Origin of the sequence: Capnocytophaga gingivalis ATCC 33624 (assembly GCF_000174755.1) — a bacterium.
Classification (GTDB): domain Bacteria; phylum Bacteroidota; class Bacteroidia; order Flavobacteriales; family Flavobacteriaceae; genus Capnocytophaga; species Capnocytophaga gingivalis.
In genome coordinates this window covers 44,920-70,831 of sequence record NZ_ACLQ01000022.1, presented here as the reverse complement: position 1 = coordinate 70,831, position 25,912 = coordinate 44,920, and the positions used below count along the sequence as shown (strand labels likewise).

The window sequence follows — 25,912 nt, the reverse complement described above, 5'->3', positions numbered from 1 at the left end:
TTTGGCTTTGTGAAGGAGATATTTTGATTAAGAAAAGATAATTTAAAAATATAAATACAATGAAGGATATATCCCAAATATTAAAAGCTGATATAAAAATAGAAGATGGTATTTTTTGCTGTATGAATGACCATTTTGTCAGTGGAGATAATCAAAAATATATGAAAATGTATGATTGGATGTCTTTCTTTTATGATTTTGGAGAAAAATGGATAGGAAAACTCAAGTATGGAAATGGCATTGACCGCCTGCGTACGGAATTGATGAGCCGCTTGGAATGGAAGAATGCTATTTCGGTACTTTATGTTTCCATAGGTATAGGGGCAGACTTGCGTTATCTACCGCAAGGGATTGATCTGAAAACAATAGACCTTGTAGGAGCTGATATTTCTATGGGAATGCTCAAAAGATGTAAGAAACAGTGGCAAAAGAAAACAAACCTTACCCTTGTGCAATGTCCCGCTGAAGAGTTACCTTTTGCTGATAATATGTTTGATATTGTTTTTCACAACGGAGGTATCAATTTTTTCAACGATAAAGCTCTTGCTATGAGCGAAATGCTCCGAGTTGCCAAACCAGGAAGCAAGTTGCTTATCGCCGATGAGACAGCCGACTTTGTGGAGACCCAATACAAGAAAAGCGTCTTTTCTAAATCCTATTTTGAAGGCAAAACGGTTGATTTGAACGCCATAGAACAATGTATTCCAGCATCAGTGGTTGAAAAGAAAACAGAATTGTTCTGGAATAACAAGTTTTATGGAATCACTTTTAGAAAAAGCAACTAAATGAACGCTTTACAAAAACTTAAAAATAATCAAATTCAAGACATATTTCTATTCAAATGCTTTATTTTTGGAAAAAAAACTTATCTTTGCCCTTGTAAAATTAAAATTATGTATTATGTTTAGATCATTTATTTTTCTACTTGTATCACTATTATTAGTATCTTGTAAAACTTCATCGCATAGAGAAATGGATTGGAAAGATCAAAATCTTCACGGAAAAGTGAAAAAACTCATTGTAACACTATATAGACTCTCTAACTCTGATTTTATAAAGAGAGAGGATGGGACCCCTTTTATATCTCAAGAAAGATTAACTGTTGGTATTTTTAATAATAAAGGATTCTTAATGGAAGAGACTGATTCTATATATAATAGACCAAAAAGTAGAACTATTTATAATTATCTAAAAGATAATGTTGTAGAAATTGATATGTATGGAGAAGGTAGGAAGGTAAATAAAACAACCTTAAAATACAATAATAAAGGAGAGATAATAGATGAAGAGTTCCTAGAATATATATTAGTCAATGGACAAGATAGTACCTATATTAAAGAGGAAACTTATAAACTGGTAAATAAATATGATGGAAAAGGAAATATAATCCGGAAGGAGCAACTAAGTCCTTATATTAAGGATTTCGTAAGAGGTTTTACAGAATTTAAATATGATGAAAAGGGAAATGTTATTGAAGTTATTGAAAATTACCGCCATGGGATTAAATTAAAAAGAAAATTTGAAATAGATGATAAAGGAGATATATTATCAATAAAAATGTATTATTTAGATGATGAATTAATACGGGAGTATTCATTTACGGATTATGTATATGATAAAAAACATAACTGGATATCTAGAAAAATAGTGGAAAGGGATAAAAATAATGAATATATAGGAACAAAAATAGAAAAAAGAATTATTAGCTATTATGAATAAGAGATGTTAAACAGAACTTACCATATACTCAATCATCTTTAGAAGATCTTTTTGACCAAAAAACAGAACGTAATATAGACCTCAAAACGTATCTATTAAAGAAAAAGGAATTAGAAAAAATATTAGTTACTGATTAAAATGAGTTACATTACCTTTAAGAGCAAGCTTATAGAGCAGAAAGTAAAGCAATATCTGAAAAAGAAACACGAAGACCTTCTTGTAAAAGAAGGAAGGAGAGTGTTGGTCAAAGAAGAAGGAGCGTCTTTGATTACCAAAATGCTCATTCATAACGATGATTTGCACTCGGAGGACTTAGCCGACTTGCAAATGTTCCCCAATATAAAGGAATTACAGTTGCTATCAGACAATATAACTCACTTGGAAGCCTTGCCTCCCTTGGAAAAGCTACAAAAACTCTATTTGAATGTCAAGGCAACAGATTATACACCTCTTGCTAAGTACAAAAAACTTAAAAAAGTAGAGATTTATGACAGTGGCGTGAGTGATATAACTCCTTTTTGTGAACTTACGAAACTGAAAGAGTTAAAACTATCGTGTAATAAGCTCTTTTCTTTAAAAGGAATTGCTAAATTACAAAACCTTACCGAACTTTGGTTGGATAGAAATCAAATCACCGATATATCCCCTTTAGCGTGGTTGCCCAATCTTGAATATTTGCAGTTAGATAGGAACCACATCAGCGATTTATCTCCATTGAAAGCCCTCAAGAAGCTCAACACCTTGCGTTTGTATCACAATGAAGTAAAAGACCTTTCCCCCTTACGAAATATACCTTTAGAGGAATTGGACTTAGAGCAAAACAAGGTAGAAGACCTTAGTGATTTGGTAGGTATAGAGACCCTTAGGAACTTAAAGATATGTTTTAACCCTGTAAAAGATGCCTCTCCTTTGCTGAAAATGCCTTATTTAGAGTTTGTTTGTACAGATGCAAATGATATCTACTTACCTTTAGAAAGTTACCTCGGTAAAATTGTAGTAAGAGAAGTCTTTGGAGGGCAGTACCCTAACTTTGAAGAAGCTGACACCTATATATTTAGTAGAAAAGAATGAAAAAAATGACCTTATTAGCCTCTTTGTTAGCGTTGTTTTCTTGCAAAAGAGCGACAGAAGTTCGTAAAGCCACAGAAGCCTTTGCGATACAATCCCTACTTACCTATGAATATTGTGGGGAAAAGGATGGTTTTCAGTATTTCTTATTAGGCAACCAATGGGAGCGTAAAGTGTTCAAAATAAAAAGCTCAGAAATACACATTGATCCTCAATATGCTTTTTACGCTGATCCCTCTTTTGAGCCTAAAATACCTATTACCCCCGTTGAACAAGAAAGAGTCTTTGCCGAAATCCCTATGAATGGACAGAAACTCTATTTGTATAAGGGAGATATCGTACTGCGTTATTTCCTTAGCTGTTCTGACGTGCACAAACAAAAGACGAATCGCTCTACCTACCTATATGATGAAATAAGTCAGCAGGAAGCTGAGGCACACCAAGAAGAACGCGCCTACTATATAGGTTATTACCAGGGCGAAAAACTCATTCGTTACCAAAAAATATATAGGGGTGAGGTGCTTATGGAGAAAAGATTTTAAGTATAAAAACTTGAGTAGGAATGAGACACACAAGCATTTTTGTGGTATGTTTTCTCATCTCTAAAAAAGGAAAGGTTATCGAAGATAGGATTATACGTAAAACTACTGGTTGCGAAGAGTGTGATACTTTTGTGCTGAAAACTATCAAGAAAATAAGGAAAATAAAAGCCTATTCTTTTTAGAAAAAGTATGGGAATAGATCATTGAAGAAATATCAAACCCTTCTAATAAGTAAAAAATGAAATTAAAAAGATATAGTAAAAAATTTATAGATTTCTCGTTATAGCAAATATTATTTCTGTGTTATTTCTATTCTTATATCTTTGTTATTTGAAGAAATATATGAATGATTATATGTACTATATTTTGTCTATATATATTCCTACCATAGCTATTGTAGCTTTCCTTATATTTTTCATCTGTAAAGTAAGAAGGATATTATCTTTGTTTTTTATTCTATTTAATATTCTTATTATTTACATTTCTATTAGAAATATTATAAGAGTTCTCTATGGGTAGCAGATTCTCAATAGATATTTTTTTATTCGTCTCCTTATGGATTGTATTTCCTTGTATAGGATACACACAAGAGAAAGACACTATTCCTTCAATGGATATTGAGGAAGAGGAGTCTATAAATACGACTTGTTTCCCTTCAATGGAACAAAAACCTATGTTTGTACAATGTAAGGACGTGAGCGTAAGAGAAAGAGATAGCTGTTTTTATCATTTCTTCTCTCAGTATCTGAAGCAAAGTATCCTTAAAAGTCCTTATAAGGAATTGGAGGGAGGAGCGACCGTCCTTTTCAGTGTGGAAAAGGACGGAAGTGTAGTGCTTGTCCGCTGTGTGACTTCTTCTCTGTATATAAGAAAAGAGGTGCAACGCACTATGGAGCAGTTCCCAAAACTGATTCCTGCACAACAGTGGGGAAAGCCTGTACGCTATTTCTATCGCTGTAGCATTAGGTTTGATTAGTTTGTATGGTTTTCTTCTTTGCTTTTTTCTCTGAAATAGATCTAAAAAGCATAAATAAGGTGCTGTAAATAAGTGTAATCGCTATGTTGCAAATAAGCAAATATACATCCGTCATTACATGAAAGGCATCCCTGAGGGCATGCCAAATACCCCACTGGCTATCTGATCCTAAAAGGAAAACAGTCATAAAAACCATTACATAGCAAGCTATAAAGGTATATAAGACAACATACTTAAACGCTTTTACATGGAAGGTCTCTAATAGTTTCGTATATCCTATGATGACAATAAAAGAGACAGGCAACATGCCGAGTAAAAATATTCCTGCGCCTACACTATCAGTGATTCTAATAGCAAGAAAAAAGGCGAGTACAGAGAGGATAAGTGCTATTATAAAGGCATAAATTATTTTCATATTTTCTCACCTGACTATTTCTTCACTTGCCCTAAGCTAACGGTAAAGATCCCAAAGTCATCAATCAGCATGCTTTCTTTCTTTACCCCATAGAGGGCGAAAAGCCCGTCCAATTCTCGTTGGCTACGGCGACGCATCACCCAGTCTTTCTCTTGGTGGCTCTTGAGAACAAAGGCGATAGTTTTGAGTTGAGGATGCCAAGGCTGACCTGTATAGACTATATAGCCATTATCGGAGATAGAAACTACCCCTTTGATGGCCTCAGCAGCCAAGGCGTTGTCACCAAAAAGCTCAAAAATACCTGAGATAATGGTGATATTGGGCGCATAATCCAGTTTGCGGTAAGTATCAGCCTCAAAACAGTTATAATTGGTAAAACGCATGCCTTGGTAGCCACGTTCTTTGATGATTTGTTCGCCTTTTTGTATGTTGGCTGGTAGGAATTCGTTGATGACAATCTCCACCTCAGGGTGGCGCTGCTTGATGTCAAAGAGGTAGTTACCCACTCCCCCAGCGATGTCCAATATTTTCACCTTTCGTCCTTGGGCTTGTAGTGCTTGTATGGCTTTTTCTACTTGTTCTAATAGGTGTCCCTTGCGGATACGTACTCCACGCCAGCCTATGGCATTGAGATAGCTCTTGTCCATCCAGTGACCTATACCCCATTTGCCTTGGGGTGTATTCTTATATACATAATCCATAGAAGCACCAGAATCGAATCCGTGAGTGAGGCCGACGGTCATACCTTCGCTCAAGTGTCCAAACTTACTCAATGCCCATTTCTGAAAGCGGTAACTCCATCGTTCCCCATTGGGAATCAGCTCATATTGCATAGTCTCAAACTCTTTTTGGGTAAAGAGGTCTGGAGCCAGTGTAGGGGGAGCAAGGGGTGTCTGGAAAGCCTTTTGAATAAAGCGTTGTAGGATTTTGTACACTTCCTCTCTGCCTTGCTCAAAGAGAATTCCATGGTGGAAGCCTTCTAAGGTGATAAACTCTTTTAGATAGGAGGATAGGTTTACATAGAACTGTTTCTGTTGTCGGTTAATCACCACAAAATCTTTTTCTGCAGAAAGTAGCAGCGTAGGGGTAGTGATCGCAGCAGCATCTTCGACCAATCGCTTGCCGGCATTGGCAAGGTCGATGAGTAGTTTTCCATTGATAGAGCGGGTGATAAAGCGGTCATTATCATAAGCGCGCTGTTGCTCTGGGTCTCGAGTAAGCATCTTAGACTTTACATAACTCTTGACAATGAGCTTAGGATTGATCTTTAGCATTAGTTCGATGGCTTGTTTTGCCAGAGGAACAATAAGATTAATCTCAAAGGCAGGCGCCAATAGCGCCATACCCGCGATACGTGGGGCGAAATCATGCACCCAAGCCGATGTAATCACCCCGCCAATACTATTGGCTACCACAAAGATATCTTCCTCACGTACTGCGTAGGATTGTTGTAGGAACTTGGCAAAGGTGTCCAGATCCCTTACTGAGTCCATGAAAACTGGTGATACACCGGCTTTGGTATGTCCGTGTCCGCGCATATCAAAAGCAAAGATATTGTAAGAGGCAAAGAGAGGATGTGTGGCAAACTCCTGCAGGCGCTCGCCATACTCATGTCCCCTATGGATTACGATAAGGGTCTTTTGTCCTGGTTTGTAATTCCACTCATAGAAGAAGATCTCAGCCCCTTCATGACTTTTGAAAAAACCTGTGTTCATGGTATAATGATTTTGATGCGACAAAAATAGATAAATATTTTCTAATCACCTAATTTTTAGATAAAATTAGTTGTTAGCTTGCATCCACTTAGCTTTTCTGTACATAATCAGCGATAGCAGAGGCTTGGGTAGAAAAGAGAGTAGGCACATGAGCCACTTCATACGCGTAGGGAATAGGTGTATAGGCTTCTTCTGGGCAATAGCATGGCTAATTTCCGCTACGGCTTGTGCCTCACTTACCACAAAAGGTTTTTTGGATAGGTTGTTTTGATTCAGGTCGTGTAGTTTTTGGGTAGCTACATACCCAGGAGCAATGGTTGTGATATGGATACCGAAGGGACGCAGGGCACGCCTATAGGCCTCGGCTATTTGCAGAACACTGCGCTTGGTCTTGGTATAGAGACTGGAGGAAGGGTAGTCCAAAATCCCTGATATAGAGGCTAATAGAACGATTTGTCCGCCGCTATTCCTCATGAGTTCTCGTCCTATTTCCAAGGTGTTGATAGCCCCTATAATGTTGGTTTGTAGCATCGCCACCGCCTGGTCATAGGAGATCTCTCCTACCACATCTTCGGCGTAGCTACCCGCACAATTGATCAGTAGGGATAGGGCAGAGGAGTTGATAAATTGATGTATTACGCTGGTTAATAGTTCTTTGTCTATGACATCAGCCTCATATTTCTCAAAGGGTAATTCTGTAGAGAGCTTGCTAAGGTCTCTGCCACAGACCCCTACACGATGGCCTTTTTGTTGGTAGAAGGAGGCTAAGGCAAGGCCTATGCCGGAGGTGCCTCCTATGATAAATACATTCATGAGCTAAAGGTGTTAAGAATAGTTTGATAGCCATAGTCCCATTGTTTTTCTATTTGCTGAAAGTAAGTAGGGTAGTCCTTGGGAAAACGAATACCAATGCTTAGGCGCTTCCAATCTATATATTTCTCTGAATAAAATCCTTTTAGAACAGAGGTAGCTCTACGTGTATCTACCCATAGAGCAGGGTAGGAGGCCACTGTAGAGAGCCGCTCATTGCCACTAAAGCCTAAGACGGCACGCACCAAGGCTTCTTCTGTAGGGGAGTAGGCCTGTTTGCGCTCAGCTATCACCTCTGCGGAAAGGGTATAGGCCAGTTCCATAGGGACAAGGTCAATAGCTCCGCCTGCATAATAGGAATCTTGATAAGCCACAGGTGCTACATAGAACATATCGGAGATCGAAATACGAGCTGCTCTAAGTATAGGCATTTCGGTATTGAGTAGTATATTAGAAGCTACTGCCGAATGAATATAGTTGGGCTCGGTATGTTGTAGCGCCGAAGGAGGGATCTTCTGGGCGGTCTGAGGGTCAGTAAAGAGTACCTCTTGGTAGAGCTTTCTTCTCCCTCGGGACGAGCCACACTCATGGGGAGCGAAGAGCATCTTTGCTCCTATGATGATAGTAGGTAAGGTAGCCGAAAAAGATACCTTGGACAAAGAAGGAAGTAAGGCAGAAAGATCCTGTGCCATTTCTACTAAATAGCGCTGATATACATCTTCTACAAAGGGAGCGGGGCGCTTGTCATAGCGCTTTTGCAGTGCTAAAAAACCCAAACGATGCAACTTACTATAGGGGGTAAGGGAAAGACTTAGTATAAAGTGGTAAAATTCCCGAGATTGCAAATACGCTTTTCGCTCCTCGTGGGTAGGGAAAGCATTGATTACCAAGGAAGCAAAGGCACCTCCACAAGAAGCAATCAACAGATCAGGTGCTTTGCCTATCTCACACAGAGCTGCATACATACCATTGTAGAGGGCAAAGCGGGTACCACCCCCTGAGAAGAGCAAACAGCTGGAGAAGGGGCTTATCGAAGGATCCATAAGTAAAACCAAATACAGTTGAACAATAGGCTATCTATACGGTCTAAGAGCCCGCCATGTCCAGGGATAAGCGTGCTTGTGTCTTTGACCCCTGCTCTTCGCTTGAGGTAGGAGAAGGTCACATCGCCCCAGAACCCCCAGAAGCTAAGGAAGAATCCTATGAGCGCTAAGCTCAGGAGTGATATAGGTAGGTCAAGCAAGCTGCCTATAGCCATACTCAGTATAGGGGAGAGCAGTAGACCGCCTAAGAATCCTGCTATGGTTTTGTTGGGGCTTATTTTGGGTAGGATCTTCCGCTTGCCAAAGGCCTTGCCTGTGAGGTATTGGAGGATGTCATTCAGTTCGGTGACTACCACTAAGAAGATCAACCACAGTACCCCTTGGGGTTCCATACGCAAGAAAATCAAGTGAGGGTAAGCAACTAAAACAATCAGAAGGGAGATGGGGAGTCCTAAGGGAATTTGCCTAAGGGAGCAACTTAGGATAAGCCCTATACAGACAAAGATACCAGCCCCTATCATATAGTCAGGATAAGCTGGACAGCTTATAAGTAGTATTCCTTGTAATAAGGGGACAGCTATACACCAGTAGGTAGTCTCGTACCTAAAGAGCCTTCCCAGCTCGGTCATCCCTTGGAAGCTCATCCATAAGCAAAAGAGGTACATGGTATAGAGGTGGGAGATAGCCACGGCAAAGATACAGATCATGACCCCCCAGCTGCGGATACGCAGTGGTACATCGGCATATTTACTATTGGGCATCGGCATAGAGTCCTTTTTTTAAGCGGATAAAAGTACTCAGGAGCAACAGCGCAATGATGATGGAGAAAATCACCTGAGAATAAGCTGTTATCCCTACTCCAAAGTAAGAGAGCAGTCCATAGATACCCACCAGCAGAGCGCGGTCACTCTTGCCCATAGGTCCGTCATAACGCCTTTGGCCACCTAATACCTTGCCCATGATACCCGCAAATTCGTTAAGAACACTCAGTACAATAAAAACTACTATTAAGTAAAGACTTTCGGGGTGGTATTTTAGCAAAGGGAAGAAAATAAATACATCGGAGATGACATCCCCCAGTTCATTGAGAACTTCTCCCAGTCGAGAAGTTTGCCCAAATTCGCGTGCCATCATACCATCGAGGGCGTTGAGTATCATCCTGATAAGTAGTCCTATTGGCAATGCCAAAAAGAAAAATGGTACAGTAGAGGCTTCCCAGAAGAGTACTCCAATGCAAAACGAGAACACTATAGCCACCACTGTAATGAGGTTAGCGGTTACTTTCTTTTGGTGTAGCCATACCAACAAAGGGTGTAACAATTGTTGGAATTTAGGTTTTAGCTTATAAACGGAAATCATATACCAAAAAGATTAGGGTTTTCTTTGGTGGGCTTTGATAAATATCTCATAATCCTCGGCGGTAATTCGTCTGTAGGAATAAGCGGCATCTGTAGCTGTTTTCTTCAAGGAAAGTTGTCCATTCCTAAAGGAATATTCCCAAGGAGAGGACATTCCCTCCACCGAGAGTTTTCCAACCTCTGTTGGGGTGTAGGTGTATTCTATGATTTTTGGATAAGCTAAGGTACAAGTGTTCTCCTGCAAAGGAACCCAACCTATTCTGGCTTCTGTAAAGAGTAGAATTTCGTCCTCTCCACAGGAGGCAGTGTGCTCCCGCTGCCAATAACCAATCAAAGTATTGGTACTCTTAGGCGGAGGTGCTACCTTGGGGGAGTTATCCTTTTGACAGCCTACAAAGATAAAGGTAATGATAAGAGGTATAAGTATTCTCATGAGTTAGTTGTCTGTACTTTCCCTTTGCGGAGTAGGGGAATTGTCAGTGGTTAAAGCGCAAAGGTACAAAAAGTAAAGAAAATTGACAAGAGATTTTTTTACTTTTCGCCCTATATTGGTCTGTGAGGACTCACAGATTATGCTTTTGATTTTTTCACTTAATTATCTGCTTAAAAAAGTTGGAAACTTTTTTTGTTTATTAAGTTTTTTGTTTTACCTTTGCGCCCTGAAACAAGGAATTAAGATCCTTAAAGAGTTCACTTAAATATAAAATTTAGAACGATGAAGAAAATACTTACCGCAGTTATTATCCTTGCCTTAGTAGGTTTTATGGCATATCGCTTGTATGCAAATAAGGAAAAGAATGCACAAGAAGTGGCTATTGTAGCCCAGAAGGAAGCTCAAGTGGCGGTGCGTGCCGCCAAGGTAACCCAAGAGAATGTATCGGATCTCTTTACCGCCAATGGGACTTTTGTAGCCGAACAAGACCTCAATGTCTCTTCTGAGACAGGGGGGCAGATCGTGAAGATTTATGTAAAAGAAGGAGATTATGTAAAAGCAGGACAAGTACTTGCTACCACTAAGGCAGATCGTACCAATGTACAACTGGACAATGCTAGGGCGGTGCTTGAGACCGCTAAGTCCGATCTGAAACGATTCGAAAGTGCTTACCAGACAGGGGGCGTTACCGCACGACAATTGGAGCAAGCTCAACTACAAGTTAAGAATGCACAGGCTAATTACAATTCAGCAGCCATCATCTCTGGCGATACTTCTGTCAGAAGTAAAATCAGTGGAATTGTAAGTAGCAAAGAGGTAGAAGAAGGTACTCTCGTTAATCCAGGACAGCCTCTTTTCAATGTAGTGAATATAGACAACCTTAAGCTCAAAATCACTGTAGATGAGGCACAAGTAAGCAAGCTCAAAGTAGGACAGACTATTGAGGTAAAGCCCAGTACCTCCTCAGAAACTGTGGAGGGAAAGATTGTTTTTATAGCCCCTAAATCCAATGGTGCTCTTAAGTTCCCTGTGGAAATCTTAGTAGCGAATAAGGACAAGAAGCTCAAGGCAGGTATGTATGCCAGTGCCCAGTTTGCCGGACAGACAGAAGCTACTACCGCCCTTGTCGTGCCTCATAGTGCTTTTGTAGGGAGTGTAAGCCAGAACAAAATCTTTAAGATAGTTGCTGGAAAAGATGACCAAGGACAGGCTGTACCTAAGGCAGAATTGGTTACAGTAAAGAGTGGTCGTAACTTCGGTGACAAGGTAGAAATATTAGAAGGACTTGTAGCAGGCGATCAGGTAATCACCAGTGGACAGATCAATATAGATAATGGCACTGCGGTGAAAATAGTTGAATAATTAATTAGTTTAGTAAATAAGAATCCAGAAAAAGAGGTGATGCGAAAGTATCGCCTTTTTGTTTGCTGGAATTTTATCTAAATTTATTATCTTTGTCCCGTAGAAATAACCTCTTATGAAAAAATATCTATTCTATACTTTAGCCTTAGTGGGATGTTGGCTCTTACCTATAGGAATACAGACCTTAGTGAGTGTTTTCTATGAAAAATACTTCACTTACACCACTATACATGGAGTTTCATGGGGATTGTTTGTCTATTATGTATATTATTATTTTAACTCTATAGGGTTACTGCTCGCCTTTTCACTATTCCAATGGAAAAAAGGATTGTTCTTTGTACCTTATGGATTACTTTCTTTAGAAATATTACAGCATTTTCCCTATCGTCCTTTGAGAACTTTGCTTATATGGGGGAGTATAAGTATAGGCTACGCCCTATTATTTATCTTATTGAACCGAATTAGAAAAATAAACCATATTCAGAATGAAAAAGATATTTAACAAACAAAATAACTTCCTTTTTGTCTTAGTGGGCATGATTCTCTTGGCAAGAATCCTCCCTTATCGAGATGAATACAATTCGACCTTTAACCTAAACCGCTTTATTGATTGGGGAATTTGTATCATCTTCTTGCTTTACGGACTGAAACTCAATATTAAAGAAGTATTTCGGGATATAAAGAACTGGAAACTTCACCTGTTGGTACAGCTGGGCACTTTTGTTCTCTTTCCACTCTTGGTAGCCTTGTTCTACCCATTGGCCAAGGGCACAGACTACCAGTTGGTCTGGCTCTCTATTTTCTTTTTAGCGAGCTTGCCCTCTACCGTATCCTCCTCGGTAGTGATGGTTTCTATTGCCAAAGGCAATATTACCTCGGCTATATTCAATGCCTCCATATCGGGACTCATAGGGATTGTAGCAACCCCCTTGCTGATGGGATTTTTCTTAGAAAACACCTCAGCAGAGGTGGATCAAGGGGCTATTATCCAGCAGCTATTACTCAAGGTACTACTACCTATCGTACTGGGACTCCTTTTGAACCCACTTTTGAAAAAATGGGTAGATAAATACAGCAAATGGATAGGGCAGTTTGACCGATTTATCATTTTACTCATTGTATATGAGAGCTTTTCTGATGCTTTTGTCAAGCAGATATTCCTCTCGGTATCTCCTATGGTCTTTGTAATCATTGCAGGGGCTTCAGTAGCTTTGTTTTTTATAGTGTACGAAGTCCTCAAAAGGCTTTCCCATGCCTTGGGATTCAATCGGGAAGACACCATCACTACCACCTTTTGTGGGTCTAAGAAGTCGCTGGTACATGGAAGTCTTTTTGTGATGGTCTTAGGGATCCCCGAAACCCAAAAAGTACTCTATTTGCTCCCTATCATGCTGTACCATAGCTTCCAACTCTTTTATGTGAGTTGGCTTGCCAATAGGATAGGGCAGCAAGTAAAGAATTAAGTGAAAAATGAAGAGCAAATTAAGTGAAAAACGAAGAGTGAAGAGTGAAAAATGCCCTCTGTCGTTCATTTTTTACTATTCGCTTTTAACTCTTCACTGAAACCAAAGGACTTGCCGCTAATCAGGGGTTGTATAACGGCTTTCTGATAGCAGGCTTGGCATGGAGTTTTTTCATTAACGCCCCAGAGTGGGGCCTGAATGTACACCTCTTTCGTTGATGGAGTGGTGATAAAAAATCATTAATTTTTGAAACATATTAAAATGCAAAAACTAATTACTCCTGAAAAATCTCCTATGTTTTATTGTGATCGTTTTGATTACACCCTAAGTGATAACTTACATTTGGGCGGAGGGCGTGATGTAAGAGATTATATACCTGAGGAAGAACTACTAAAAATATGCCGACCAGTATTTACTCTACTTAAATTAGTTAAAAGTGAGAGTTATATGGTTGACTATCTCTATTGGCTTAAGCCTACTGATCTTGATGAAATAGATGAAAAGGTACGGACAGATACTTATGAAGATGCTGACTTTAAGTACTCTGTAAAAGCTTATTTTACTCCTAAGGTATGGTGTTTTCATTGCAATCAAGTTGTAGGAAAAGCATTGGTTGTGGGGCACCAAATATACCCCTATCATTTTGATATAGAATGTGAAAAAAAAAAGAACAGACAAGAGGTTTCACTAAGAAATGTCCCCAGTGTGGAGGAGGACTTACCCTCTCGGCATTACATTTCTTTTAAAGATGATTAAGCATATCCGTCTATTTATTAATAACAAAATATAAACCCTATGTTAAAAGATATTTTACACTTCCGCAGGGCGGTGCGTTATTACGCTCCTACGTCCATTAGTGAGGAAAAGGTGCGTGAATGCCTTAGGCTCGCTACACTAGCACCTAGCGGTTTCAATATGCAACTGTATGAGTTCTATCATATTACTGATAAGGCTTTGTTAGAAAAATTAGCAAAAGCCTGCTTAGGGCAGCTTTCAGCAACCACGGCACAACAGATGGTGGTTTTCGTGACTCGACAAGACAAACACCGCCAGCACGCCAAAGCTATCTTGGAATTTGAGCGTGATAATATACAGCGCAACAGTCCGCCTGAAAGGCAAGCCAAACGCATTAAAGATAAAGAGAAGCTTTACCAGAAACTAATCCCGTTTGTGTATAGTCGTTTTTTTGGCTTATTAGGTGCTTTCCGCAAGCTCTCTGGGGTAATCGGTTGGTTTCGCCCTATGGTGCGAGAACTCTCTGAAGGTGATATACGTGTGGAAGTACATAAAAGCTGTGGGCTTGTAGCGCAAACTTTTATGTTGGCAATGGCAGAGGAAGGGTATGATACTTGTCCCTTAGGCGGGTATGATAGCCGCCGTATTAAAAAACTTTTGCATCTGCCTTGTGGAGCAGAGGTGAGTATGGTCGTCACTTGTGGAATTCGTGAAGAGCGCGGTATCTGGGGTGAAAGGTTTAGATTGCCTTTTGAGGAAGTGTATAAGCATAATTAGCCCATGTGCTAAGTAGAAAATTGTTAATTAACTGATTATCAATAAGACTCTATGAATAGAATTGACTTTATAAAATCTTTAGGATTAGCTTCTACGGGGCTTATCTTGCCTACAAATTTGTTAGGGAAAAGTTTGGTAAAAATCTATGACAACTACATTCGTGGCGTACAATATTACCAGTATAGTAGAGTAAAAGAGTTGCTAAAGGAAGGAGATACTTTGCTTCTAAAGCATGAAAAAGAGAATATATATGATGCTTTTGCCGTAGAGGTTTATTACCAAGAATACAAGCTAGGGTATCTTCCTGCTTATGAGAATATAATAATCGCTAATATGTTGGACGCCAATGTGGAACTAACTACTCAAGTAAGCCAACACAATCCTAAGGATCCTTATCAATCCATAGCCTTGGAAGTATTTGCAGAGCTTATTACGCCTACCCCTCAGTTGCTTACAACCTTACAAAATGCACGAGCGAGCGATGCCGAAGACCTCTACCGACAAGGATACTAAGTAATAATTAACGGTTATGAATGCAATACTTATTGAGAAATTACAGGATTTTTTCCAAAAGAATCCTATAACAATGGGAGCACCTTCCACAGCCAGTGAGTTATTGTTTGTGGAACAAACTATGCAACTAAAATTGGACGAAACTCACCGATATTTGCTACTACATTATGGAGGGGTAGTAATAGGTGACATTCGCATTTATGGGCTAAAAAATGCTGAACTAATAGGTGATGAGACTTTTGTAGAACTTACCAATGATTTTAGAGAGCAAATGAGTATAGAGGCACAACAATATGTTATCTCGGTAGATGATACGGGGAATCCTATACTCGTAGATACGGCAACTCGGGAGGTGATTTTGTATAATCACGATATTGGAGCGTATGAAAAACTCTTCGATTCGTTAGAAGATTTTATTCTTAGTAAATTAGTAGATAGCAAATAATTATACAAAATGAACCTACTCACTAAAAATATAAAGCGTAATGGTTATATTGTCGTCATTTGCTATATCATACTGGTTTGTTTCTATAATGTATTCAATTATATAAGGAAACCAGGAATGCCAGAGCTACATTCTTTTTCTTGGGAGGGGATACAAGCCCTTGTAGAAACTTTTGCTATTCCTATAATGCTACTCTTTGAATCGTATAGACATGGTGATTGGGTGCTAAATACCTAGGAAACATGATAGCCTCTACTACTGCTGAAGACTTATTACCGACCACTGCCCTCTATTTGGAATCCTACTTCGGTGATGCCTTGTAGGTTCTCCACACCTTTTTCCTTTCCTAAGCTGCGATCGGCCTGTTCTATGGAGAAAGTATAAGTTCCCTTGGTAGGGAAGGTAACACCTTCCTTATACCATAGCTTGCTATCTTTGATAGTAGCTCCCTCTCCTAACCATTTGCCCTCAGCGGTAGCCATCTCATATTCCAAAGTATCCACAATGACTTGGTTATTGGGGAACTCCATCTTGGTAATGAGAAAGATATTGCTATAGGGATAGTCATTGTTATTCCTTAGCATGATAAAAAGGTTATGCTTTTGTAGCGTATCAGTGGCCTCATAGCGAAAAGCAATAGGCTTATTAGCAGCCCACCCTTGGGGGAGAGTCTGGTATTCACTGTATTGTATATTCTCTCCACAGCTGGCCATAAGGAGAGCCCCTACTAAGAAAAAGAAAAACTTATTCATCGGACTTAGGAGTGGTTTTGTTAGGTTTCTTAAAAGGTTTTCGGCTACTTTTCTTAATATTGGTAGCTTGTGGTGCTATCTTTTCCTGTTTTTGAGCGTTGTTGATAGCTTTTTGAGGGTTGTTATTGAAAGGTTTCTTGTTTTCAGGTTGGGGTTTTCGTCCCTCAGGATTATTTCTTTTCTCTTTGGCTACAGGAGCTACTTTTTCTTTGTTGTTGTCATCTCTTTCTTTGTCAGGATTTGCCTCAGGAGCAGTGTCGTTGGCAGCAGTATTTTTACCCCCTTGTTTCTTTTTGTTTTTACGTTTTTTAGGTTTTTCATCAAAGCGGGTAAGGCTTCCCTCTTGGGAATTATCGATAGGGGAGACCTTCTGGGTTGTATCTTCCTCTTCTGTGATATATTCCTCAAGGCTTGGTACTGTCTGCTTCTGTTTGTTCAGTTCCAAGATTTCTTTTGCCTGATCCACAGTAAGTTTGTGCCAGTTAATGAAATCGCCCTCATAGGTGAACCACATCAGGCGCTTAAAAATATCTACTTTCTGGCAAGAAGCAATTCCCTTTTCGGTGAGTAGCTTGGTGTCAGTACGAGGGAAGTCGCGCAAGGCCTCGAGGTAGCAATCTAGTTCGAAATTCAGGTCACACTTGAGTTTTCCACATTGTCCGGCAAGTTTCTGAGGGTTGAGCGAGAGCTGTTGGTAGCGAGCGGCAGAAGTCGTTACGCTTCGGAACTCAGTAAGCCAAGTAGAGCAACTGATTTCTCGTCCGCTGGAGCCGATACCTCCCAGGCGAGCAGCCTCCTGGCGGTAACCTATCTGGCGCATCTCGATACGAGTGGAGAACTCTTTGGCCATATCCTTGATCAGCTGGCGGAAGTCCACACGTCCTTCGGCAGTATAGTAGAAAGTTGCTTTAGAGCCATCTCCCTGATACTCTACATCGGAGATTTTCATTTCCAAGCCCAAGGCAATAGCCAGCTCACGTGAACGCTTCTGTAGGGCGACCTCTTTGGCACGATGATCTCTCCATATTTCTATATCGCGCTCGGTAGCCTTGCGATATATCTTGGGCAGGGTAGGGGAGAGGGCATCGGCCTTCTTCTTGCGCATCTGGATACGTACCAGCTCTCCAGTGAGGGAAACGGTTCCTATATCGTGCCCTGAGATAGCTTCTGTAGCTACCATATCGCCTATTTGTAAGGGAAGCCTGTGGACATTGCGAAAAAATTCCTTGCGACTGTTCTTGAAGCGAACCTCTACACAGTCGAAGACCTCTTGTCCTGCAGGTAGCGGGATATCAGAGAGCCAATCATATACAGAGAGCTTGACACTTCCGTAGTTATAAGCGGTAGTGTTGTGAGAAGGTGTATCGTTGTAAATCATTAATATTCATTATTTTATAATCTCTAAAAGGAGAAAATATCCCCTAAAAGGATAGGAGTTTTCCTTTGGAGAAAACAGAGTGTTTTTTAAAAGGACAAAAATACATAAAAAAGTCAGAAATAAAAAGTTAAAAAGCAAAATCCTTTTTTGTAGGATATTTTTTTGTGAATAAGGATAAATTTTTCGAGGAAAAGCCGTATATTTGCACGCGTTTTTAATAAAGATAAATTAGAAGAAAATGGGAAGAGCATTTGAATTTAGAAAAGCCCGTAAATTCAAGCGTTGGGCTGCAATGGCAAAAACATTTACCCGTATAGGAAAAGATATTGTAATGGCGGTAAAAGAGGGGGGACCTCATCCTGAGACGAATGCCCGCTTACGTGCTATTATGCAAAATGCAAAGGCAGCGAATATGCCTAAGGAAAACGTAGAACGAGCCATCAAGCGTGCAACAGAAAAAGATACTGCCAACTATAAAGAAATTCTTTTCGAAGGGTATGCTCCCCATGGGATTGCCATTCTTATAGAAACAGCAACAGACAACAACAACCGTACAGTAGCTAATATCCGTAGCTATTTCAATAAGTGCAATGGTACCTTGGGTACTTCCGGATCGGTGGAGTTCATGTTCGACCATACTTGTAACTTCCGTATCAATGCAGAGGGGATAGACCCAGAGGAGTTGGAGTTGGAAATGATCGACTTCGGAGCAGAAGAGGTCTTTGTCGATGACGATGGAATCCTTATCTATGCACCTTTTGAGAGTTTTGGAGCTATACAAAAGGAATTAGAGAGCCGTAATATAGAAATTCTGTCTTCAGGTTTCGAACGTATTCCTCAGATAACCAAGGAACTTACCCCAGAAGAGCAAGCCGATGTGGAAAAACTTTTGGAGAAAATAGAGGAAGACGACGACGTCCAAAATGTCTACCACACCATGAAAGAAAGCGAAGAATAAGGAGTAATAACGGCACCTTTTCTTGAGAAAAATTAGTTATAGGGATATTTATTTTTGTAGATACAAAGATAAAGAATCCCTATCTTTATTATATAAGAACTTTTGAGATTGGACGAATTATTTTTGTATCTTTGCCAAAATAATTTCACTTACAGATTAACAATTCAACACATTGACAAATCTTAGTACTCTTCTCCGTGACGAAGCACCTTTCTTCCTGCATCTCACTGTCGAGCATCTGCTTATCTCGCTCTCTGCCATAGTTGTAGCCTCTCTTATAGGAGTGCTATTGGGTATTTTTATTAGCGAGTACCGCAAGTATGCCGCTTGGCTCTTGGGGGCAGTAAATATGCTCTATACTATCCCTTCTATCGCCTTGTTAGGTTTTTTTATCTCCATTACAGGGGTAGGCAACCTTACCGCTCTTATTGCATTGATACTCTATGCCTTGCTGCCTATTATCCGCAGTACCTATACGGGCATTACGCACATCAACCCGCTTATTATCGAAGCTGCCGAGGCAATGGGTAGCACCCGCTGGCAGTTGCTCTGGAAAATAAAACTCCCCTTAGCCCTCCCCGTGCTAATGTCGGGCATTCGCAATATGGTTACGATGACCATTGCACTAGCAGGTATCGCCTCTTTTGTAGGGGCTGGTGGCTTGGGGGTTGCTATCTATCGCGGAATCACTACCAATAATAGCGCGATGACTCTGGTAGGCAGTGTGCTCATTGCTCTCTTGGCTTTGGGATTCGATTTCTTCTTAGCAAAAATAGAAAAACGATTAGTAAACCGCGAAGTAGCCCATAAGCGCAACCCTCTAAAGCTGGTAGGGGTAGGGGTATTGGCACTGCTTATCACCTTGTTCTTTGTGCTTTCTCCCAAAAAGACGAAAGATATTCACATCGCTACCAAGCCAATGACCGAAAGTTATATATTAGGGCAAATGCTTGCCTTGCTTATTGAGCAGGACACAGGGCTTTCAGTACGCCTCACCAATGGCGTAGGGGGTGGTACCTCCAATATTCACCCTGCAATGCTGCGCGGAGGCTTTGATATCTATCCCGAATATACCGGCACCTCGTGGGAAGCAGTACTCAAGCACAAAGACCCTTACCAAGATGATAAGTTCTCTATCTTAGAAGATGCCTACAAAAAACAATACGGTTTAGAATGGGCAAATTTATACGGCTTCAACAATACCTATGGCTTAGCCGTCAGCAAACAAGTAGCACAACAATACCAGCTCAAAACCTTCACCGATTTGGCTAAGGTGAGCCACCAGCTTATCTTTGGGGCTGAATATGATTTCTTCGAGCGTGAGGACGGCTATAAGCAACTCCAAGAAGTCTATGGCATCCACTTTGGCAGAGTAATAGATATGGACATCGGACTAAAATACCAAGCCATACGCGATAAGAAGATTGATGCTATGGTAGTATTTACTACTGATGGGCAGCTTTTTGTAAGTGAGGTTGTTGTACTCCAGGACGACCGCAATCTCTACCCTTCTTATAAGGCAGGCACGGTCGTACGTACCGAATTGCTCACCACTTACCCCGCCCTGCGCACCACCCTAAAAAAACTCAACAACCTCATTGATGATGCCACGATGGCGCACCTCAATTTTTTGGTAGAAACCGAGAGGAAACGACCTGAAGAAGTAGCTAAAAACTACCTGCTACAAAAAGGACTTTTACACCCACAACAATGATAACATTTACCCACATATACAAAAGCTATAACGGCAAGGAAATCATCTCCGACTTCAACCTCACTATTGAAAGCGGTACTTTCCTCACTATCATAGGCACTTCAGGCTCTGGCAAAACTACCGTGCTAAAAATGATAAACGGATTGGTATTACCCGATAAAGGCGAAATACATATTAACGGCAAGAATATTTTAGCAGAAGACCTCATTGCCCTACGTCGCAACATAGGCTATGTAATTCAAGGAAATATCCTCTTCCCACATCTTACCGTTGCCGAGAATATCGCCTATGTACTCCACCTAAAAAAGTACTCCAAAACCGATATAGAGCACATTGTCACCGAAAAACTACAACAGGTGAACCTTCCCCCCGAACTCGCCAACCGATTCCCTCACCAGCTTTCGGGCGGACAGCAGCAGCGGGTAGGTATCGCTCGTGCCTTAGCTGCAAGCCCCTTTATCATCTTGATGGACGAGCCATTTGGAGCATTAGACAGCATCACCCGCAAGCAGCTACAGCGCGAGCTCAAAGCGCTACATCAGCAAACAGGGGTTACCATAGTATTCGTTACCCACGACATCACCGAAGCTCTCACACTAGGCACCAAAGTATTAGTGCTGGATAAGGGTGTTATTCAGCAATACGACACCCCCGAAATGATAAAACAACACCCTGCCAATGAGTTTGTTAAACAATTAGCAAATTAGCAAATTAGCATATTAAATGAAAGCAATTGTTATTTACCAAGCAGGCGATGCTCATCAATTACAAGTAGAAGAACGCCTTATCCCTACGCTCCAGAGGATTGCGTATGGGGCACGACTATATCGCCACCGCTCAAACGCTCCCTATATACGAAACTGCCAAAGAGTATAAAGGACCAGCCCTTGTTATTCATGGCACTTGGGATGTGGTAGTCCCTTATACCTATGGCGAGCGCTACCACCAAGGGTATAAAAATAGTCAATTAATACTCCTTCCCCAAGTAGACCACAGCTTTACTTCTGAAGAAGCCCGCATCAAAACTGCTACCGAAATCACTGAATTTATAAAAAAATATTAGAAAGAACTTTAGCTATGTTTTTAAAAAGTATGATAGAAAAAATATCCAATATATTGGGTATGAACACACTAAAAAAGAAACCTACCTCCTGCTGGGTCTTTTACGCCAAAGAAGAATGCATCGGAGGCAGTCCCTATCCTTTGGAAGACTTCCAAAAAATAATGAATAACTATACCCAACTAAACGACCATAATACCGAACTACTGCTTGGGACAATCCATGAAAAGGATACCTCAGGGATCATTTCCATTTGTTTGGAGCAGAACAATTCTCTCTCAGAAGACTACTCTTATTTTATTCCTCAAAGTATTATATTTGAAGATATTAACGAAAATGTACGCTATGCTATCTGTCGTGTTAAGGACAAATGCGAGTGGGTGCGATATGCCTATTTTATCTCCAACAAAAAAGGTCATAGATCGTATGATTATATAGGAAAAAACGATCCTGTAACCGATAGTAGTACTATCGAACGACTTGAAAAACGCCTTGCTGTTTATATAGATTTACAAAACGCCTTGTTGAAAAAACAAGAAGGCAAAGGAGAAATAGCTCCTCAAAACATTCAAATATCCAAAAAGTTCCAGAAAGAATGGCTATCATTGGCTGACTTACTCTCCATTCCCTCTTGCGCTGCCAATAGAATATGTATGAGTGTATTAGGCGAAGAAAATCTATCTGATGCTTTCCTTTCCGAGATGATAGCCTCAAACTACTTGCAGGTAATTGATTGGAAAACAGAAGCAGAAGATGTTATCTATAACTATAATCTGCTAAGTAAACAGCTAAAAGGCAAAGAAATAGATTTGGAAATAGACAACAACACGCCTCCCGATAAGGTGTTTCAGCTCTTAGCAGCAAAAAGTGAATTTGCTCTTTATGATATAGATATAGGAGGCGACAGCTATATCATAGGGCTTTGTCCAAAAGAAAATGCAGAAGCTGCACAGCGTCAGTACGGAGTATTGTTTTCGATGTTAGAAGATGAAGCAAGTGTTCTCTTGATATCTTAACAAAGCGATAGTTTATAAAAAAGCATTAGAGATAAATCCCTGCTTATAGGATAGCCTATAAGCAGGGATTTATTGTAATTTACACATTAGCTAATTTGTCAATTATTTTCGTACCTTTGTCTCTTCAATAAATCTCCTAAATAAAATGAACACTTTCGTAGCCTTAGACTTTGAAACCGCTAATCAATACCGCAGCAGTGTTTGCAGTATTGGACTTGTTTTTGTAGAAAACAACGAGATTGTCGATACTTACTACCAACTGATAAAACCAGCTCCTAACTATTATTCTCCTTTCTGTACCCAAGTACACGGACTTTCGCAGTACGACACCGAAAAGGCTCCTCTCTTCCCTGAAGTATGGAAAGAAATACTACCAAAAATAAAAGATTTACCCCTTGTAGCTCACAATAGTATGTTTGATGAAGGCTGTTTGCGGGAAGTATTAGCTTATTACGCGCTCCCACAGCACACTAATCCTTTCTTTTGCACTTTGAGAGCAGCGCGCAAGAGCCTCCCTCAGCTTGTAAATCACAAGTTAGACACTGTATCCGCTTATTTTGGTTTTGATCTCAAGCAACATCACCACGCTTTAGCCGATGCTGAGGCTTGCGCACATATTGCTTTAGAACTTTTCAAGTGAGATTTTGCCATTACGATTAAAACATTATAAACCTTAAACTGCCCGTGGGGCTCACACTATGAATATAGAAGAATTTAGAGACTTTTGCCTATCCCTGCCTGATACGTATGAGAAAATGCCCTTTTCGGGGTTCTTTAAAAATGCTGATTCAATCTTAGTTTTTTATGTGGGTACAAAGATGTTTTGCTTCTTTGATATCAATAAGTTTGACAAATGCACGCTCAAATGGAACCCCGATGAGATAGAACAACTCAAAGCAAATTATCAAGCAGTAGAAAACCCTTTTAACCTAAGCAAAAAATATTGGGTGGGTATCCGTTTCAATGAGGATATGCCCGATGATAAAATCAAGGCTTATGTAAAACAATCGTATGATTTAGTAGCTTCTTCACAGAAAAACAAATTAGTAAAATAATGACAACTATGAAAAAAGAAAACCCTAAAAGCCCCAAAAATATTGAAGTTCGAGGTGCTAAAGTACACAACATCAGGAATATAGACGTCGATATACCCCTCAATAAGATTGTAGGGATTGCCGGCGTATCGGGCTCAGGCAAATCATCTCTTGCCTTAGGAGTTCTCTATGCCGAAGGCTCACGAAGATACTTAGAATCGCTTTCCACCTACACAAGGCGACGAATGACGCAAGCCGAACGCGCTGAGGTAGACGATGTGCGCTACGTGCCAGCCTCCTTAGCACTGCACCAACGCCCTACGGTACCTGGTATCCGCAGTACTTTCGGCACAATGACCGAATTGCTGAACAGCCTCCGCCTGATGTTCTCAAGGCTTGCCAATCACTGTTGCCCTAACGGACACTATGTAAAACCTTCGTTTGCTGTAGCAGCTATGCAAGAAATCACCTGCCCCGAGTGCCACGAACATTTCTACGGACCTGGAGCTGAAGATTTGGCTTTCAACAGTCGTGGTGCTTGCCCTACCTGTGGCGGAATAGGAACCGTCAGAATGGTTGACGAAAGCAAGTTAGTCCCCGATGAAAACCTCACTATTGATGAGGGGGCAGTGGTGGTATGGGGTACCCTGATGTGGTCGCTTATGAAAGATGTATGCCGCGAAATGGGCGTGCGTACTGATGTGCCTTTCAAGGATTTAACCCCCGAAGAAAAAGAAATAGTCTACCACGGGCCTGCTGAAAAGAAACATATATTCTACCTAAACCCCAAAACAGGACAAACTGCCGAAATGGATTTTACTTACTACAGTGCTGTGTATAGCGTACAAAACGCTTTGGCTAAGGTAAAAGACGATAGTGGAATGAAACGCCTCGAGAAGTTCCTAAAAGAAGACGTTTGCCACGACTGCCACGGCACAAGGCTTTCTCCAGCGGCACGTGCCCCACGCCTTAGGGGCATTGGCTTAGACCAAGCTACAGCTATGACGCTCGATGAGTTAATGGTTTGGGTAGCAGGCGTCCCCGATTCATTAGAAGAAGCTATGCGCCCAATGGCTAAAAACATCTGCGAAGCCTTTACCGATACCGCCCACCGCCTCATCGATTTAGGCTTGGGATACCTCTCCTTAGACCGTGCAGCAGCTACCCTTTCCACTGGCGAACGCCAGCGCGTACAGCTTGCACGCGCTGTACGCAACCGCACTACTGGGGTGCTCTATGTGTTAGACGAACCCTCTATCGGGCTACACCCTCACAACCTCAAAGGCTTAACAGGTGTGATGGACGACCTCATAGCCGATGGCAATTCGGTGATATTGGTAGACCACGATACCCAAGTACTTACTCACGCCGATGAGATTGTAGAAATGGGCAAAGGCGCAGGGACTAATGGCGGAACCGTCATCGCACAAGGAACGGTAGATGAAATAGCACAAAATAAGGAATCGGTAATAGCACCTTACCTATCGCAAGAGAGCAAACTGCCAGCAGAACTCCCAAAAAACGAACTCTTTTCTATGGGAAACATACACCTCTCTACCGATGCTATACACACCGTACACCCTTTAGAAGTGGAAATTCCAAAGGGGAGACTTACAGTAGTTACAGGGGTTTCGGGCTCAGGCAAAACTACTTTAGTGTTAGAGAGCCTAATTCCCGCTTTAGAGGCAAACGCTATGGGGAAGAAATTACCTCAGCATATCAAATTGGTAAAAGCAGAAGGTATTCGTCAGGTAAAGCTCATCGATGCTACCCCTATAGGCATCAATGTGCGCTCTACGGTAGCTACCTATGCCGGTATTCACGACGAACTCCGTAAGATTTACGCCAAAACCCTCGATGCCAAACAGTACGGCTATAAAGCAGGCGACTTCTCCTACAATACAGGCGACCTCCGTTGCCCTACCTGCGACGGCACAGGGCAAATATCCTTAGATGTGCAGTTCCTCCCCGATGTTGATATTGTGTGCCCTGATTGCAAAGGGAGTAGGTACAAGCGCGAAGCCTATAAAGTATTTCGCACCGCCAAGAATGGCGAAAAATACAGTCTACCCCAGCTGATGAGTATGAGTATAGACCAAGTAATAGAGGTAACTACCGATTTGAAGTTAGTAAATCAAAAACTACAAGTGTTACAACAGTTAGGATTAGGCTATTTGTCGCTTGGCGAAGATACCCCAGGGCTTTCAGGCGGAGAAGCCCAACGCCTTAAGTTAGCCAGCGAAATGGGTAAAGGACAGAGCGATACCGTTTTCGTATTTGATGAACCCACCATAGGGCTACACCCGCAAGATGTATGTGTGCTGCTCGGTGTTTTTCAGAGCCTCCTTAGCTTAGGAGCTACCGTGATAGTGATTGAACACGATTTAGACGTCATTCGCAATGCTCATTATATTATCGATATGGGTCCCGGTGGCGGTGCCGCAGGCGGAAGAATCGTAGCTCAAGGCACTCCTCAAACAGTAAAGAATAACGCCAATAGTATCACAGGGAAATATTTATAAACCTAGTAAAATTATAAGAATCCCCGCTAGTAGGCTTTGCCTACCAGCGGGATTTTTATTATAATTAACACATTTGCTAATTTGCTAATTATTTGTACTTTTGC

General features: G+C 41.0%; 31 protein-coding genes and 1 pseudogene. 23 read left to right on the top strand and 9 right to left on the bottom strand.

Translation table 11 applies throughout. The features are described 5' to 3' along the window. Nucleotides 1-59: 59 nt before the first annotated feature. The 6 genes from CAPGI0001_RS08670 to CAPGI0001_RS08650 all read left to right on the top strand — a co-directional run bounded on the left by CAPGI0001_RS08670 (nucleotide 60) and on the right by CAPGI0001_RS08650 (nucleotide 4,305). On the top strand, nucleotides 60-785 hold the full coding sequence (locus CAPGI0001_RS08670) for a class I SAM-dependent methyltransferase (RefSeq protein WP_002669041.1): 726 nt from the start codon (nucleotides 60-62) through the stop codon (nucleotides 783-785). A 187-nt stretch (nucleotides 786-972) separates the two neighbouring features. Further along, on the top strand, nucleotides 973-1,719 hold the full coding sequence (locus CAPGI0001_RS08665; protein ID WP_248601313.1) for a hypothetical protein: 747 nt from the start codon (nucleotides 973-975) through the stop codon (nucleotides 1,717-1,719). Between the two features lie 138 nt (nucleotides 1,720-1,857). Further along, on the top strand, nucleotides 1,858-2,790 hold the full coding sequence (locus CAPGI0001_RS08660) for a leucine-rich repeat domain-containing protein (protein ID WP_002668883.1): 933 nt from the start codon (nucleotides 1,858-1,860) through the stop codon (nucleotides 2,788-2,790). Between the two features lie 5 nt (nucleotides 2,791-2,795). After that, entirely contained in the window at nucleotides 2,796-3,329 is a 534-nt protein-coding gene (locus CAPGI0001_RS08655; RefSeq protein ID WP_248601312.1) for a hypothetical protein, read from the top strand. Nucleotides 3,330-3,349: 20 nt separating this feature from the next. Continuing rightward, the gene (locus CAPGI0001_RS13095) at nucleotides 3,350-3,511 is read left to right on the top strand and encodes a hypothetical protein (protein ID WP_002668847.1); all 162 of its coding nucleotides are present in this window, start codon (nucleotides 3,350-3,352) and stop codon (nucleotides 3,509-3,511) included. Nucleotides 3,512-3,840: 329 nt separating this feature from the next. Beyond that, nucleotides 3,841-4,305: an energy transducer TonB gene (locus tag CAPGI0001_RS08650; protein WP_248601311.1), complete on the top strand. Its 465-nt coding sequence runs from the start codon at nucleotides 3,841-3,843 to the stop codon at nucleotides 4,303-4,305. Here CAPGI0001_RS08650 and CAPGI0001_RS08645 read toward each other — a convergent pair. The 7 genes from CAPGI0001_RS08645 to CAPGI0001_RS08615 all read right to left on the bottom strand — a co-directional run bounded on the left by CAPGI0001_RS08645 (nucleotide 4,292) and on the right by CAPGI0001_RS08615 (nucleotide 10,079). Next, on the bottom strand, nucleotides 4,292-4,720 hold the full coding sequence (locus tag CAPGI0001_RS08645; RefSeq protein ID WP_002669096.1) for a hypothetical protein: 429 nt from the start codon (nucleotides 4,718-4,720) through the stop codon (nucleotides 4,292-4,294). The genes CAPGI0001_RS08650 and CAPGI0001_RS08645 overlap by 14 nt on opposite strands. A 14-nt stretch (nucleotides 4,721-4,734) precedes the next feature. Beyond that, the gene (locus tag CAPGI0001_RS08640; protein WP_002669036.1) at nucleotides 4,735-6,435 is read right to left on the bottom strand and encodes a bifunctional alpha/beta hydrolase/class I SAM-dependent methyltransferase; all 1,701 of its coding nucleotides are present in this window, start codon (nucleotides 6,433-6,435) and stop codon (nucleotides 4,735-4,737) included. 66 nt (nucleotides 6,436-6,501) lie between these two features. Then, nucleotides 6,502-7,248 carry an SDR family NAD(P)-dependent oxidoreductase gene (locus tag CAPGI0001_RS08635; protein WP_002668828.1) on the bottom strand — a complete coding sequence of 249 codons (747 nt, stop codon included), beginning with the start codon at nucleotides 7,246-7,248 and terminating at the stop codon, nucleotides 6,502-6,504. After that, nucleotides 7,245-8,288 (bottom strand): patatin-like phospholipase family protein, encoded by a 1,044-nt coding sequence (locus CAPGI0001_RS08630; RefSeq protein ID WP_002668888.1) that lies wholly within the window; start codon nucleotides 8,286-8,288, stop codon nucleotides 7,245-7,247. Before CAPGI0001_RS08630 ends, CAPGI0001_RS08635 begins: the two co-directional genes overlap by 4 nt. Then, on the bottom strand, nucleotides 8,273-9,055 hold the full coding sequence (locus tag CAPGI0001_RS08625) for a phosphatidate cytidylyltransferase (RefSeq protein ID WP_002668931.1): 783 nt from the start codon (nucleotides 9,053-9,055) through the stop codon (nucleotides 8,273-8,275). The genes CAPGI0001_RS08630 and CAPGI0001_RS08625 overlap by 16 nt, the downstream gene beginning before the upstream one ends. Next, complete coding sequence (locus tag CAPGI0001_RS08620; protein WP_002669010.1) at nucleotides 9,039-9,647, bottom strand: CDP-alcohol phosphatidyltransferase family protein; 609 nt, start codon at nucleotides 9,645-9,647, stop codon at nucleotides 9,039-9,041. The genes CAPGI0001_RS08625 and CAPGI0001_RS08620 overlap by 17 nt, the downstream gene beginning before the upstream one ends. A gap of 12 nt (nucleotides 9,648-9,659) precedes the next feature. Further along, entirely contained in the window at nucleotides 9,660-10,079 is a 420-nt protein-coding gene (locus CAPGI0001_RS08615) for a hypothetical protein (protein ID WP_002668918.1), read from the bottom strand. Between the two features lie 282 nt (nucleotides 10,080-10,361). On the opposite strand from CAPGI0001_RS08615, the gene CAPGI0001_RS08610 reads away from it, so the two are divergent. From CAPGI0001_RS08610 to CAPGI0001_RS08575, 9 genes and pseudogenes are all read left to right on the top strand, one after another. Then, on the top strand, nucleotides 10,362-11,441 hold the full coding sequence (locus tag CAPGI0001_RS08610) for an efflux RND transporter periplasmic adaptor subunit (protein ID WP_002668823.1): 1,080 nt from the start codon (nucleotides 10,362-10,364) through the stop codon (nucleotides 11,439-11,441). A gap of 115 nt (nucleotides 11,442-11,556) precedes the next feature. Continuing rightward, nucleotides 11,557-11,943, top strand: coding sequence for a hypothetical protein (locus CAPGI0001_RS08605; protein ID WP_002669028.1), 387 nt, complete (start codon nucleotides 11,557-11,559; stop codon nucleotides 11,941-11,943). Further along, nucleotides 11,927-12,904, top strand: coding sequence for a bile acid:sodium symporter family protein (locus CAPGI0001_RS08600; protein WP_002668802.1), 978 nt, complete (start codon nucleotides 11,927-11,929; stop codon nucleotides 12,902-12,904). Before CAPGI0001_RS08605 ends, CAPGI0001_RS08600 begins: the two co-directional genes overlap by 17 nt. A gap of 89 nt (nucleotides 12,905-12,993) precedes the next feature. Beyond that, nucleotides 12,994-13,116, top strand: a pseudogene (locus CAPGI0001_RS12790) (DUF1304 family protein); the annotation flags it as partial. A gap of 49 nt (nucleotides 13,117-13,165) precedes the next feature. Then, nucleotides 13,166-13,660 carry a hypothetical protein gene (locus tag CAPGI0001_RS08595; protein ID WP_002669017.1) on the top strand — a complete coding sequence of 165 codons (495 nt, stop codon included), beginning with the start codon at nucleotides 13,166-13,168 and terminating at the stop codon, nucleotides 13,658-13,660. A gap of 39 nt (nucleotides 13,661-13,699) precedes the next feature. After that, entirely contained in the window at nucleotides 13,700-14,416 is a 717-nt protein-coding gene (locus tag CAPGI0001_RS08590; protein WP_002669082.1) for a nitroreductase family protein, read from the top strand. A gap of 51 nt (nucleotides 14,417-14,467) precedes the next feature. Further along, nucleotides 14,468-14,929: an HIRAN domain-containing protein gene (locus CAPGI0001_RS08585; protein WP_002669064.1), complete on the top strand. Its 462-nt coding sequence runs from the start codon at nucleotides 14,468-14,470 to the stop codon at nucleotides 14,927-14,929. Nucleotides 14,930-14,945: 16 nt separating this feature from the next. Further along, nucleotides 14,946-15,374, top strand: coding sequence for an SMI1/KNR4 family protein (locus tag CAPGI0001_RS08580; protein ID WP_002669128.1), 429 nt, complete (start codon nucleotides 14,946-14,948; stop codon nucleotides 15,372-15,374). Between the two features lie 9 nt (nucleotides 15,375-15,383). Next, nucleotides 15,384-15,611 (top strand): hypothetical protein, encoded by a 228-nt coding sequence (locus tag CAPGI0001_RS08575; protein WP_002668856.1) that lies wholly within the window; start codon nucleotides 15,384-15,386, stop codon nucleotides 15,609-15,611. A gap of 35 nt (nucleotides 15,612-15,646) precedes the next feature. Here the strand turns inward: CAPGI0001_RS08575 and CAPGI0001_RS08570 are convergent, their stop codons facing one another. Beyond that, the gene (locus tag CAPGI0001_RS08570) at nucleotides 15,647-16,126 is read right to left on the bottom strand and encodes a gliding motility lipoprotein GldH (protein WP_002668878.1); all 480 of its coding nucleotides are present in this window, start codon (nucleotides 16,124-16,126) and stop codon (nucleotides 15,647-15,649) included. Next, entirely contained in the window at nucleotides 16,119-17,504 is a 1,386-nt protein-coding gene (locus CAPGI0001_RS08565) for a PSP1 domain-containing protein (RefSeq protein WP_002669007.1), read from the bottom strand. Before CAPGI0001_RS08565 ends, CAPGI0001_RS08570 begins: the two co-directional genes overlap by 8 nt. Before the next feature lie 238 nt (nucleotides 17,505-17,742). On the opposite strand from CAPGI0001_RS08565, the gene CAPGI0001_RS08560 reads away from it, so the two are divergent. From CAPGI0001_RS08560 to CAPGI0001_RS08525, 8 genes are all read left to right on the top strand, one after another. Next, the gene (locus CAPGI0001_RS08560; RefSeq protein WP_002669066.1) at nucleotides 17,743-18,462 is read left to right on the top strand and encodes a YebC/PmpR family DNA-binding transcriptional regulator; all 720 of its coding nucleotides are present in this window, start codon (nucleotides 17,743-17,745) and stop codon (nucleotides 18,460-18,462) included. Between the two features lie 172 nt (nucleotides 18,463-18,634). Further along, the gene (locus tag CAPGI0001_RS08555; RefSeq protein ID WP_002668895.1) at nucleotides 18,635-20,176 is read left to right on the top strand and encodes an ABC transporter permease/substrate-binding protein; all 1,542 of its coding nucleotides are present in this window, start codon (nucleotides 18,635-18,637) and stop codon (nucleotides 20,174-20,176) included. Further along, nucleotides 20,173-20,883 carry an ATP-binding cassette domain-containing protein gene (locus CAPGI0001_RS08550; RefSeq protein ID WP_002668981.1) on the top strand — a complete coding sequence of 237 codons (711 nt, stop codon included), beginning with the start codon at nucleotides 20,173-20,175 and terminating at the stop codon, nucleotides 20,881-20,883. The genes CAPGI0001_RS08555 and CAPGI0001_RS08550 overlap by 4 nt, the downstream gene beginning before the upstream one ends. A gap of 104 nt (nucleotides 20,884-20,987) precedes the next feature. After that, complete coding sequence (locus CAPGI0001_RS08545) at nucleotides 20,988-21,239, top strand: alpha/beta fold hydrolase (RefSeq protein WP_002668866.1); 252 nt, start codon at nucleotides 20,988-20,990, stop codon at nucleotides 21,237-21,239. A 29-nt stretch (nucleotides 21,240-21,268) separates the two neighbouring features. Next, a complete protein-coding gene (locus CAPGI0001_RS08540; RefSeq protein ID WP_248601310.1) occupies nucleotides 21,269-22,252 on the top strand; it encodes a DUF6630 family protein in 984 nt (327 codons plus the stop codon). A gap of 145 nt (nucleotides 22,253-22,397) precedes the next feature. Continuing rightward, the gene (locus CAPGI0001_RS08535; protein WP_002669003.1) at nucleotides 22,398-22,892 is read left to right on the top strand and encodes a 3'-5' exonuclease; all 495 of its coding nucleotides are present in this window, start codon (nucleotides 22,398-22,400) and stop codon (nucleotides 22,890-22,892) included. A 58-nt stretch (nucleotides 22,893-22,950) separates the two neighbouring features. Further along, a complete protein-coding gene (locus tag CAPGI0001_RS08530; RefSeq protein WP_002668811.1) occupies nucleotides 22,951-23,307 on the top strand; it encodes an MmcQ/YjbR family DNA-binding protein in 357 nt (118 codons plus the stop codon). Between the two features lie 8 nt (nucleotides 23,308-23,315). Further along, nucleotides 23,316-25,808, top strand: a complete 2,493-nt coding sequence (locus tag CAPGI0001_RS08525; protein WP_002668955.1) for an excinuclease ABC subunit UvrA — start codon at nucleotides 23,316-23,318, stop codon at nucleotides 25,806-25,808. Nucleotides 25,809-25,912: the final 104 nt, after the last annotated feature.